This is a genomic window from Agrobacterium genomosp. 2 str. CFBP 5494 (assembly GCF_900013495.1).
GTDB lineage: Bacteria > Pseudomonadota > Alphaproteobacteria > Rhizobiales > Rhizobiaceae > Agrobacterium > Agrobacterium pusense.
The window spans coordinates 1,333,998-1,345,843 of sequence record NZ_LT009719.1; the positions used below are offsets into that span (position 1 = coordinate 1,333,998).

Annotated in this window: 8 protein-coding genes and 2 tRNA genes; 9 read left to right on the forward strand and 1 reads right to left on the reverse strand. The window is 59.8% G+C overall.

Annotated features, from left to right (window positions below; all coding sequences use genetic code 11):
• Positions 1–74: 74 nt before the first annotated feature.
• The 4 genes from AGR2A_RS20970 (at position 75) to AGR2A_RS20985 (ending at position 3,386) form a co-directional block, all read left to right on the forward strand.
• Entirely contained in the window at positions 75–1,265 is a 1,191-nt protein-coding gene (locus tag AGR2A_RS20970) for an OpgC family protein (RefSeq protein ID WP_072493284.1), read from the forward strand.
• Positions 1,266–1,471: 206 nt separating this feature from the next.
• Positions 1,472–2,668, forward strand: a complete 1,197-nt coding sequence (mnmA, locus tag AGR2A_RS20975; protein WP_072493283.1) for a tRNA 2-thiouridine(34) synthase MnmA — start codon at positions 1,472–1,474, stop codon at positions 2,666–2,668.
• A gap of 135 nt (positions 2,669–2,803) precedes the next feature.
• A tRNA-Met gene (locus tag AGR2A_RS20980) sits at positions 2,804–2,880 on the forward strand.
• 50 nt (positions 2,881–2,930) lie between these two features.
• Positions 2,931–3,386 carry a hypothetical protein gene (locus AGR2A_RS20985; RefSeq protein ID WP_139786393.1) on the forward strand — a complete coding sequence of 152 codons (456 nt, stop codon included), beginning with the start codon at positions 2,931–2,933 and terminating at the stop codon, positions 3,384–3,386.
• Positions 3,387–3,414: 28 nt separating this feature from the next.
• Here AGR2A_RS20985 and AGR2A_RS20990 read toward each other — a convergent pair.
• A tRNA-Gly gene (locus AGR2A_RS20990) sits at positions 3,415–3,489 on the reverse strand.
• A 254-nt stretch (positions 3,490–3,743) separates the two neighbouring features.
• On the opposite strand from AGR2A_RS20990, the gene AGR2A_RS20995 reads away from it, so the two are divergent.
• From AGR2A_RS20995 to AGR2A_RS21015, 5 genes are all read left to right on the forward strand, one after another.
• Entirely contained in the window at positions 3,744–4,253 is a 510-nt protein-coding gene (locus tag AGR2A_RS20995) for a prolyl-tRNA synthetase associated domain-containing protein (RefSeq protein WP_072493281.1), read from the forward strand.
• A gap of 53 nt (positions 4,254–4,306) precedes the next feature.
• Complete coding sequence (gene trxA / locus AGR2A_RS21000; RefSeq protein WP_072493280.1) at positions 4,307–5,275, forward strand: thioredoxin; 969 nt, start codon at positions 4,307–4,309, stop codon at positions 5,273–5,275.
• Between the two features lie 67 nt (positions 5,276–5,342).
• Entirely contained in the window at positions 5,343–6,014 is a 672-nt protein-coding gene (locus tag AGR2A_RS21005; protein WP_022563035.1) for an LON peptidase substrate-binding domain-containing protein, read from the forward strand.
• 10 nt (positions 6,015–6,024) lie between these two features.
• The gene (locus tag AGR2A_RS21010; protein WP_004445702.1) at positions 6,025–6,213 is read left to right on the forward strand and encodes a Trm112 family protein; all 189 of its coding nucleotides are present in this window, start codon (positions 6,025–6,027) and stop codon (positions 6,211–6,213) included.
• Positions 6,214–6,332: 119 nt separating this feature from the next.
• Positions 6,333–11,789, forward strand: coding sequence for an alpha-2-macroglobulin family protein (locus AGR2A_RS21015; RefSeq protein ID WP_080823327.1), 5,457 nt, complete (start codon positions 6,333–6,335; stop codon positions 11,787–11,789).
• The last annotated feature ends 57 nt before the right edge of the window (positions 11,790–11,846 follow it).

Genomic DNA, 11,846 nt, shown 5'->3' on the forward strand with positions numbered 1-11,846 from the left:
CAATTCCCGGCATCTCGCAGGCCGGGCTGGGTGGCCGGGCAATGCACGGCCCGCGAGAACGGAGAGCTATCGAAATGAAACGCTTTGACCTGATCGACGGGATGCGTGGTTACTTCCTCGTCTTCATGCTGATCAACCATCTGGTGTTTGCCGGCGGCTTCTGGCTGGTGGAAATCAACCATCGTCAGTTCGCCTTTGTCGAGGACGCGCAGGGCTTCGTATTCCTGTCCGGCCTGCTGATCGGCATGGTATACGCGCGCAAGATGATGAAATATGGCTATGACGCCGGTAAACAGATGATCTGGAACCGCGCGCTGGAACTCTATCGTTATGCGATGGGTCTCGTCATCGCCGTTCTGTTCTTCCGTATGATTATCCCGCATACGCCCTATATCTGGTACAATTGGCTCGGCATGACGTCTTTCGACGATCCGCTGCGTCTGGCGGCAATTGCGACATTTCTCTTCCAGCCGACCTTCATGGACATTCTGCCGCAATATATTGTCTACATGATTTTCGCGCCTGTCCTGGTGAAGCTCTGCCTCGATGGCAAGTGGGCCTATGTCATGGCCGGCTCGCTGCTGGTCTGGATGGCGGGACAGCTTGGCCTGCAGCAGATTGTGACGACGCCTCTCAATGAACTCGTCAAGGGCGCGGACGAACAGGGTATTCGCGTAAGCTTCAACCTGCTCGGCTGGCAGCTGGTGTTCTACTCGGCGCTGGTGATGGGTGCTATGACGGCGCAGAACCGCATTCCGTGGAAGAAGATTTTCTCCCCGGAGCACACTTGGCTGCCGAAGGCCGCGCTTGTCATCTGCCTGTTCTTCATGCCGCTTCGCATCGCTACCGCGTGGGGTCTGATGCCGGAATTCATGATGGGCAAGTTTTCGACGATGGAAATCCGCGCCGATTTCGGCCCGGTCTATCTCATCAACTTCCTCGCCGTCGGCGTTGGCCTCACCTGGCTCGTGATTGCCGGGCCGCGTCACCACCGCCCGCTCGTGCGCTCCATCGCCGAAGGCGTTATCTGGGTGCTGTCGCTGAAGTTCCTGCAATTGCTCGGCCGCCACTCGCTGCAGGTCTATGTCTGGCACGTGGCGATCGTTTACGGCGTTTATTATCTCGATGGACGCACGGCGGAACTGTCGCAGCTGAACAAGACGCTGATCGCCTTCACGGCCATCGGATTGCTGGCCATGCCCGCCCTGTGGCGGGAGCGCGACAAGTGGTTCGGCAGCAGCGGCCAGAAGACGGCTGGCGCCTGAAGCCCTCCACAAGGGGAATCAGACGGCTTTACGGGGCGGTTTTCCGCCCCGTACTTGCGTGTGAAGCCATTCCTTTCTATATGCAGCCCTTAAATCCGCGGTATGGCGAGACAGGACGGCCCTTTTAGTGGGCAAGGTTTCTCGCGGCGGATGACCGACAGGCGGCGGGGCCTTTACCCCCGTTATGACTGACGATGGGAAAAAACGTGAATACGCTCGATTTTGACAAGAGGCCGGAAGATACCCGGATCGTTGTCGCCATGTCCGGTGGCGTCGATTCTTCTGTTGTGGCTGGTATCCTCAAGCGCGAGGGCTACGATGTCCTCGGCATCACCCTCCAGCTGTATGACCATGGCGCCGCCGTGCACCGCGCCGGCTCCTGTTGCGCCGGCCAGGATATCGACGATGCGCGCCGGGTCTGCGAAACGCTGGGTATCCCCCATTACGTGCTGGATTATGAAGCGCGGTTCCGTGAAACCGTCATCAACCCCTTTGCGGAAGCTTATGCGATGGGTGAGACGCCCATTCCCTGTGTTGCCTGCAACCAGACGGTAAAATTCACCGATCTTCTAGCGACCGCGCAGGAACTGGGTGCCGATGCGCTGGCCACGGGCCACTACATCCGTTCGCGGCCCAACCCCGTTCCCGGCCAGCCGGGCCGCCGCGCGCTCTACCGGCCGATCGACAGCGACCGCGACCAGAGCTGGTTCCTGTTCGCAACCACGCAGGAACAGATCGATTATCTGCGCTTCCCGCTCGGTGGCCTCTCCAAGGCCGAAACGCGGGCTTTAGCGGAAGAAATGGGGCTTGTCGTTGCCAAAAAGGCCGACAGCCAGGATATCTGTTTCGTGCCGCAGGGCAAATATACCGATATCATCAACAAGCTGAAGCCGAATGCGGCTCTGGCGGGTGATATCGTGCATCTCGACGGGCGAGTGCTTGGTCGCCACGATGGCATCGTGCATTATACGATCGGTCAGCGCCGCGGTATCGGCGTTGCGACAGGCGAGCCGCTTTACGTCGTGCATCTCGATGCGCGTGGCCGCCGGGTCATCGTTGGCCCGCGTGAGGCGCTGGAAACCCGCCGCGTCTATCTGCGTGACATGAACTGGCTGGGTGATGGCGACCTGGCCGTCGACGCTGGGCAGGGCTTCGCCTGCTTCGCCAAGGTGCGTTCCACCCGTCCTCCGACGGAGGCAGTGCTGCATGCGGATGAGAATGGTATCTATGTGGACCTGATGACCGGAGAGGCGGGTGTCGCGCCCGGTCAGGCCTGCGTGCTTTATTCCGCTCCGGGCGCGGATGCCCGCGTGTACGGCGGCGGTTTCATTGAACGGTCCGAGCGCTCGGCGGAGGCCGAGGCGTCGCTCAAGGCGCTTCTGGAAAAGCCGGTTGCCGCCTGAAACCACTCGCTTTTTGCAGCGATGCGGAAAGCGAATTTTTTGCGCATCTTGCGCTTGACACTTTGGGGAGCGGCACCTTATAAGCCGCTCATCCTGATGGAACGGCCGGTCACATGACTGTCACGTTTCCCCTGTGGCGGGGTAGCTCAGGTGGTTAGAGCAGCGGAATCATAATCCGCGTGTCGGGGGTTCAAGTCCCTCTCCCGCTACCACTTTTCTTCATACGAAAAAACCGTACCTCACCGTGCAGCGCGGGAGTTCGTTGCTTGTCTCAGCGGCAAATAGCAATGGATCAGACGCCTTTGCCGGCGAATCTCGCCCAAAAAAAGGGAAACCCGCTACTGCTGAAATGCAGCCAGCGGGCCTCAACCTCTACCCCCTCCCACAAGGGCGGCTGCACAAAAGCACACTGAATGAAATATGGCAAGATCAAGGCGTCATATTGTTGCTGCTGACAGGGTTGTTCTGCCATTCAGCCGCGTATGACGGGGCTCTCACCCGTAGTTTTAAAGGGGCGGGCGCAGGAGGCGACTTTAAAGAGGGTAAAAAAATGCCCGCTGGCAGCGGGCAATCAGAGGGAACTGAGGTTAGGAGCCTCAGCGTTCAAACGGCCATCCTCGATATAGGTTCCGCCGGGGGACAATTTTTGTACCGCTCGTACACGGACAATATGAAGCCGATGACGCCGGAACGAAAACCGCCGCTGCGAAAAAAATAAACATCCGGAAGATCATTACTTGGGAAACTGGAGCGGGCGAAGGGATTTGAACCCTCGACCCCAACCTTGGCAAGGTTGTGCTCTACCCCTGAGCTACACCCGCTCAAATCCACCGGTCCGGGGTAGTATGCTGAACCGTGGGCCGCCGAAGCGGCGACGGGCGCTATATCGCTCAATCGATTTTGGAATGCAACAGGGAAATGACAAAAACGCGAAAATTTCTTTGAGAAATGCGACAAGCGGCGGAAAAGATTGATAATTTTTCCTGCAGCCGATTTTTCCCGCGTTGCCAATCGGCGACTGCCCCCTTAATCATGACGCAACGACGATGGAATCGGCAGAGGCAGGCGGCAGCATATGGCGGAAAATTCTCGCAAGACGGCAGCGGAGTTGTTCGAATTTCTCGATGGGCTCGGAATTTCGCACACCACGAAACAGCACGAGCCCGTCTTTACCGTCGCGGAATCGCAGTCATTGCGCGACCTCATCCCCGGCGGCCACACAAAGAACCTCTTTGTAAAGGACAAAAAGGACCAGTACTTCGTTCTGACCGTGGACGAAAACGCGGTGGTGGATCTGAAAAGCGTCCATAAGACCATCGGTGCGGCAAGCCGCGTGTCCTTCGGCCGGCCGGAAAAAATGCTCGAATATCTGGGTGTGGTGCCGGGTTCGGTCACGGTGTTCGGCGCAATCAACGACACGGACCGGCAGGTCACCTTTGTGTTGGATAGCGCGCTGCTGGAAAACGAACTTGTCAATTGCCACCCGCTCTCCAACGACCAGACGACGACAATCGCATCCGCGGATCTCATTCGCTTTCTCGAGGCGACCGGACATACGCCGCTTGTCTTGAAAGTCAGCGAGTGAGATACGATCTTTGCTTCAATCAAGACATATGACAGAGGTTACGGGAGACCGGCATGAGCGACACGAATAATCCTTACGGCGGTTCCTACGGCGGGCAGATGTCCGCAAGCGCGCACTATAGTGGCGAGCTGAATGGTGCGTCCTCCGGACACATCAAGGACACAACGACGGCTGGTTTCTCCAAGGACGTTCTCGAAGAGTCACGTCGTCAGCCAGTTCTCGTGGATTTCTGGGCGCCCTGGTGCGGCCCGTGCAAACAGCTGACGCCCGTGCTCGAGAAAGTCGTCAACGAAGCGAATGGCCGCGTGAAGCTCGTGAAGCTGAACATTGACGACCACCCGTCCATTCCCGGCCAGCTCGGCATCCAGTCCATTCCGGCGATCGTCGCTTTTGCCGATGGCCGGCCGGTCGATGGCTTCATGGGCGCGGTGCCGGAAAGCCAGATCAAGCAATTCATCGAAAAGATTGCCGGCCCTGATGCAGGCGATCCCAAGGCGGAGATCGAGGCCGTTCTGACCGAAGCGAAACAGCTTCTGGCCGATGGCGATTTCAACGGCGCAGCACAGCTCTTTGGCGCCGTCATGCAGGCGGATCCGGAAAACCCCGCAGCGATTGCCGGCATTGCCGAATGCATGATCGCCGCCGGACAATATGAGCGGGCCAGTGAATTGCTGTCGTCACTGCCGACGGAACTCAATGAGGATGCGGGCATTCAGCTCGTTTCGAAAAAGATCGCCCAATATGAGGAAGCCCGCAAGATCGGCGATCCCGTGGCGCTGGAAAGCGAACTGGCAGCCGACCCGGATCGACACGAGGCACGGGTTAAGCTTGCGAAGGTGCTGAATGCGCAGGGCCGGCGCGACGAGGCGGCGGATCATCTGCTCTACGTCATGCGTAAGGATCGGACCTTCGACGACGACGGCGCACGCCGCCAGCTTCTCGAATTTTTCGAGGCCTGGGGCTTTAAGGATCCGGCGACCGTCGCGGGCCGCCGGAAGCTTTCGTCGATACTGTTTTCTTAATGCGGGCATATCCCGGCCAGGCGGTTGATCCGCCGGCCGGCAGCAGTGAACAGGGGGCTTGATTCCCATGCATGTCGGAAATGCAAGATATGTGAAGAGCGACGACCTGCCGGAAACCGTGCCGGTTTTTCCCCTTCCCGGTGCTCTTCTGTTGCCGGAAGGCCATCTTCCACTCAATATCTTTGAGCCAAGATATCTTGCCATGATCGACACGGCGTTGGCGGGTCACCGTCTCATCGGCATGGTGCAGCCAGCCCTTCATGTCATTGAATCGGGCCTGGAGGGCGGGCCGTTGAGTGCGGTTGGGTGCCTTGGCCGCATCACCTCCTTTTCCGAAACCGGCGATGGCCGTTACATCATCTCGCTCACCGGTGTGTGCCGTTTCCGTCTGCTGGAGGAGGTGGAGGCCGGCAAGCCCTATCGCAGTTTCCGTCACGCGCCCTTCATCGCCGATCTTTCCGGCGAATACGATGAGGAGGCCGTGGACCGTGAAAACCTGCTGCGGGTGTTCCGCTCGTTTCTGGATGCCAACCAGCTGGAAGCGGATTGGGAGAGCGTGGAACGGGCCGGCAACCGTGTTCTGGTCAATTCGCTTTCCATGATGTCTCCCTTTGGACCCGCCGAAAAACAGGCGCTGCTGGAAGCGCCCGATCTGAAGACGCGGGCCGAAACATTGATCGCCATCACCGAGATCGTTCTTGCCCAGGGATCGGGTGAGGGCGGCAACGTGCTGCAGTAGGATCGCCGCCATGGACGACAGGATGAACAACGTCGATCCGAAGCTTCTCGAATTGCTTGTCTGCCCTTTGACGAAGGGCCGCCTTTCCTATGACCGTGCCCGCAATGAACTCATCTCCGAAAATGCGCGGCTTGCTTATCCAATTCGTGACGGTGTGCCGATCATGCTCATCTCGGAAGCGCGTAAAATAGAGGACTAAACGCAGCTTCTTTTCCTCTCCACAGATTGTCATGGGGCGAATTGACGAAGATGCGTTGACAACCATGCGTGGATTTGACCAGAGTCCCGCCCGACATGTCTGTTGCGGGGAGAAAACTGATGTCGTTGCGCGCGCTCGTCCGGATTTCGCTGGTTGCGGTCTCAGCCGCCATGATTTTTGCGCCAGCCATGGCGGCGGAACCCTCCCGCAAGGTCGTGACCACCCAAAATGGCGATTATTTCGGCTTCGATCTCAGGACGGAGCAAAACGTCTCGTTGGAGCAATGTGGCGAGATTTGCGCCGGGGACACATCCTGCAAGGCCTTTACCTACAATCCAAAGGTGAAATGGTGCTTCCTCAAATCTGATTTCAATCAGCTGAACGCCTTCCCCGGTGCGGTTGCCGGCAAGATTGTCGAAGTGGCGACGGAAGCCGATATCGGCGCGCCGCAGCGCCTGTCCTTCGTCACTGACAGCCTGCAGCAGGAAGCGCGCCGAATGAAATCCGGCCTTGCGGCGAATGACGGTGAGGGCGGGCAAGGCGTGGAAGCCCTCGTACAGACGGCGCGGCAGCAGGCGGCCGGGGGCAATATTCCCGATGCGGTTACGACCTATAAGCAGGCCCTTGCGATCACGCCAGACGACGGCGCGCTCTGGGCGGAGCTTTCCGAAACGGCGGCGCAGGTCACCGATAATTATTCGATCGCAGGGCAGGCGGCGTCTGCCGCCATCAATGCCTATCAGCTGAGCCGAACAGTCAGCGCCCGCACCGAAGCCCTGAACCGGCTGGCGAAGGCATTTGAAAGAACCCAGAATTATCGCGCAGCCCTCAATGCCTATAAGGAAAGCCTTGCGCTTACCGATGATGCACAGACAAAGGCGGCCTATGCCGACCTGCGCACGCGCCAGGGTTTTCGCGTCATCAACAATACGGTGGATACGGACAGCGTAAGCCCGCGCGCCTGCGTGCAGTTTTCCGAACCGCTGGTGAAGAATGGCGTCGATTATTCTTCCTTCATCACGCTGGATGGGGCAGCTCCCAAGGCCATCGAGGCGAAGGGCAGCGAAATTTGCGTCGAAGGCCTGACCCATGGCCAGCGCTACAAGATCGCACTGCGCGCCGGCCTGCCGTCTTCCGTGGAAGAGCCGCTGGAAAAACAGGTCAATCTCGATATTTACGTGCGTGACCGCACGGCCAGCGTGCGCTTCACCGGCGAGAATTTCGTGCTGCCGGGCAGTGCGCGCCGTGGCATTCCGATTGTCTCTGTGAATGCCGACAAGGCCGACCTGAAGCTTTATCGCGTCGGTGACCGCAATATCACCGCGCTGCTCGCAAATTCGCAGTTTCTGACGCAGATGGACGGTTACAATGCCGACCGTATCGAAAACGAAATCGGCGAGCTTGTCTGGCAGGGCTCGATTGATATCCAGCCCGATCTCAACAAGGATGTGGTCACGAGTTTTCCAGTGGATGAGGCCTTGCCGGAGCGCAAGCCGGGCATCTATGTGCTGACTGCCGTGCCGCCGGGCACGGCGCCGCAAACCTGGGATTCACGCGCCACCCAATGGTTCCTCGTGTCGGATACCGGCATCACCACCTATGCCGGAACGGACGGTTTGAATGTATTTGTCCGTGCACTCGGCAGCGCCAAACCGCTTGCGGACGTGGATCTGCAGCTCCTGGCCAAGAACAACGAGGTGCTGGGCACCGCGAAAACCGATGCGGACGGACGCGCGGTATTCTCTGCCGGCCTGATGCGCGGCACGGCGGCTCAGGCGCCTGCCATCCTGACGGCGCGCAACGGCGATAAGGATTACGTGTTCCTCGATATGACCCGTGCAGGCTTCGATCTTTCGGATCGCGGCGTGACGGGACGTGCAGCACCCGGTGCTATCGACGTGTTCAGCTGGACCGAACGTGGCATCTACCGTGCCGGCGAGACCGTGCATGCCGCAGCCCTGGCCCGTGACGTTGACGGCAAGGCAATCGAGGACCTGCCGCTCACTTTCATTTTCTCACGCCCTGACGGGGTGGAAGACCGGCGCTTTGTCAGCGACGGCAACGCGCTTGGCGGTCATGCGGTGGATCTGCCGTTGCAGGCAAATGCCATGCGCGGCACCTGGACATTGCGCATTCATACCGACCCGAAAACGGCTGCGATCAGCGAAAAGAGCTTCCTTGTCGATGATTTTGTGCCTGACCGCACCGAGTTTGACCTCTCGAGCAAGGCAAAACAGATCGATCCGGGCGCAGAAACGGCAATCGACGTTGATGGCCGTTATCTTTATGGCGCGCCCGCTGCCGGCCTGACGCTGGAAGGAGAGGTCGCGATCAAGCCGACGCGCACCAGCGCCGATTTCGAAGGTTACTTCTTCGGCCTGGCCGATGAGGAAAGCGAAGAGGAAAACCGCACGACGCTTGCCGATCTGCCGGTCCTGAATGAAGAGGGCAAAGCGAGCTTCAACGTTGATCTCACCGATCTGCCATCCATGACGCAGCTTCTCTCTGCCAACATCACCGTGCGCATGCGCGAAGCCGGCGGCCGCGCCGTGGAACGCTCGCTGGCGCTGCCCATCAAGGCGGAAGCATCCGTCATTGGCATCAAGCCGCAGTTTTCCGGCGATCTCGCCCAGAACTCCGTTGGACGTTTCCATATCATCGGTGTCAGTGCCGATGGTGCCAAACAGGCGATGAATGGCCTGACCTGGAAGCTCATCAAGGTAGAGCGTAACTATCAATGGTATCGTCAGGGTAATTCCTGGCGTTATGAGCCCGTGGAATACACCAAGCAGCAGGAAACCGGCACGCTTTCGGTCGACGCCAATGGCGGCGAAATTTCCGTGCCGGTCACCTGGGGTCGCTACCGGCTGGAAGTGGAGGGTGCGGGTAATGGCGCACCGGTTTCCAGTGTCGAATTCGATGCCGGTTTCTATGTCGAGGCAAGCTCGACGGAAACGCCGGATGCGCTGGAAATCGCGCTGGACAAACAGAGCTACAAGATCGGCGATACGGCCAAACTCAAGGTCTCCTCACGTTTCGCCGGTGAATTGATGATAACGTCCGGTTCGGAAAAGCTGATTGCGGTACAGAATGCCGAGATCGGCGAAGAGGGCGGCGAGATCGACATCCCGGTCACCGAGGAATGGGGCGCTGGCGCTTATGTGACGGCGACGATGTTCCGCCCCGGCGACGCGCAGGAAAGCCGTATGCCCATGCGCGCCATCGGCATCAAGTGGCTTGCCGTCGATCCGGCCGAGCGCAAGCTTGCCGTCACACTCGGCGCGCCGCAGAAGACGCTGCCGCGCCAGCCGCTCGAAATTCCGATCACGGTTGCGGGGGCTGGTGTGGGCGAAAAGGCCTACGCCATCGTTGCGGCGGTCGATGTCGGCATCTTGAACCTCACCCGCTATGAGCCGCCGAAGCCGGATGAATGGTATTTCGGCCAGCGCCGGCTGGGACTGGAAATCCGCGATCTGTATGGCCGCCTGATTGACGGCTCGCTTGGCGCCACCGGCCGGCTGCGCACCGGCGGTGATGGCGGCGGGGCGGCCATTCAGGGCAGCCCGCCCACGGAAAAGCTTGTGGCCTTCTTTGCCGGTCCGGTTGAACTCGACGCTAACGGCAAGGCGACGGTGAGCTTCGATATTCCGCAGTTCAACGGGACGGCCCGCATCATGGCGGTTGCCTGGACGAAGACCGGCGTGGGACATGCGGTTTCCGATGCCATCATTCGCGATCCCGTCGTGGTAACGGCCAGCGCGCCGAAATTCCTCGCCCCCGGCGATATCTCGCAACTGCGGCTTGATATCGCCAATACGGATGGCGACGCCGGCGACTACCGGCTGGATGTGACCAGCAATACCGCTCTGACGGTCGATCAGGGTGAAGTGTCGCAGACACTTGCGCTGCAAAAGGGCGGCAAGTCGTCTTTGACCGTTCCGCTGACGGGCGAGCAGCCCGGCAATGGCGCGATCACCATAAAGGTCTCCAATGCGGCAGGTGTCTCGCTTGAGCAGGTTCTGAACGTTCCGGTGCGCCCGGCCGTTCTTCCAGTCACGACGCGGCGCGAAATCAAGATTGCGCCGAACAGCAGCCTGACGATCAATGGTGATCTTCTGGCCGACAGCATGCTCCTCGGCTCGTCCGTCGCCGTTAATGTCACGCGCTCGCCCGCTTTCGATATCCCGGCGCTGGTGATGATGCTGGACAAATATCCTTACGGCTGCGCCGAACAGACGACGAGCCGCGCGCTGCCGCTGCTTTACGTCTCGGAACTGACGAAGGACAGCGGCATGGCTGAAGATCCCGACACCCGTAAGAGGGTTCAGGAAGCGGTCTATCGCGTGCTGTCCTTCCAGTCGAGTTCCGGCAGCTTCGGCCTCTGGTCGCCGGGGTACGGCGATCTGTGGCTCGATGCCTATATTACCGACTTCCTGACCCGCGCGCGCGAGCAGAAGTACGATGTCCCCGAAGCGGCCATGGTGCAGGCGTTGAACAACCTGCAGAACGGCCTGTCCTATGACAGCAATGTCAAGGATCGCGGCAACGAGATCGCCTATTCGCTTTATGTGCTGGCGCGCAACCGCAAGGCGGCGATCAACGATCTGCGTTATTACGCCGATACTGCGCTTGCCGATTTCCCGACGCCGCTTGCCAAGGCGCAGGTTGCCGCAGCCCTTTCGCTTTACGGCGACCAGGCCCGTTCGAAGACCGTGTTCGGTGCTTCGCTCGACATGGCCAGCCGCGCCACCAATGTCAGCTTCGCCCGCGCCGATTATGGCTCCGCCCTTCGCGACGGTGCGGCGGCGCTGGCGCTGGCGGCGGAAAGCCGTCCGGTTCCGGCCGTCGTGCCGCAGCTTGCCGGTGCCGTGGCAAGGGAATGGGAAAAGAAGCCCTATACCAGCACACAGGAGCAGGCATGGATGCTGCTGGCCGCCCGGGCCGTGAAAGGCGAGGACAAGGATATCCGTCTCGATGTGAACGGTGATTTACAGACCGGCGGTTTCGGCAAGCGGATGAGCGGCGATGAATTGCTGGCGGCACCCTTGAAGATCGCCAATGCCTCGGCTGATCCGGTCACGGCTGTTGTCACCACCGTGGCGCCCCCGGCGCAGCCGCTTGCCGCCGGCGGCGAAGGCTTCACCATCACCCGCACCTATTATTCCATGGATGGCGAGGAGGTGAACCCGAGCGACGTCACACAGAACGAACGTTATGTCGTGGTTCTGAACGTGGTGCCGCAAAATAGCTGGCAGTCGCGCATTCTGGTGACGGATCTACTGCCTTCCGGTTTCGAGATCGACAATCCGAGCCTCGTCAATTCGGCCGAACTGTCGAATTTCGACTGGTTGCCGGAAACGGAGGCGGCGCATACCGAATTCCGCTATGACCGTTTTGTGGCGGCCTTCGATCGCTCGGCAGGGGACAGTTCGGAAATAGCGCTGGCCTATGTCGTCCGCGCGGTCACTCCCGGTACTTATGATCATCCGGCGGCGTCTGTTGAGGATATGTACCGGCCGCAATTTGCCGCCCGCACCGCAACCGGCCGCATGGAGGTGCGTTCGGCGACCCCATGAGGCGGAAAAAAGCTGTCATCGTCGGCTTCGTTATGGCCGCATTGCTTATCGGCGGTG

Bases quoted from the DNA above. Each gene is read 5' to 3' on its own strand.
- AGR2A_RS20970 (WP_072493284.1), top strand. From the start codon at position 75: ATGAAACGCTTTGACCTGATCGACGGGATGCGTGGTTACTTCCTCGTC.
- AGR2A_RS20995 (WP_072493281.1), top strand. From the start codon at position 3,744: ATGGCGGAAAATTCTCGCAAGACGGCAGCGGAGTTGTTCGAATTTCTC.
- trxA (WP_072493280.1), top strand. From the start codon at position 4,307: ATGAGCGACACGAATAATCCTTACGGCGGTTCCTACGGCGGGCAGATG.
- AGR2A_RS21005 (WP_022563035.1), top strand. From the start codon at position 5,343: ATGCATGTCGGAAATGCAAGATATGTGAAGAGCGACGACCTGCCGGAA.
- AGR2A_RS21010 (WP_004445702.1), top strand. From the start codon at position 6,025: ATGGACGACAGGATGAACAACGTCGATCCGAAGCTTCTCGAATTGCTT.
- AGR2A_RS21015 (WP_080823327.1), top strand. From the start codon at position 6,333: ATGTCGTTGCGCGCGCTCGTCCGGATTTCGCTGGTTGCGGTCTCAGCC.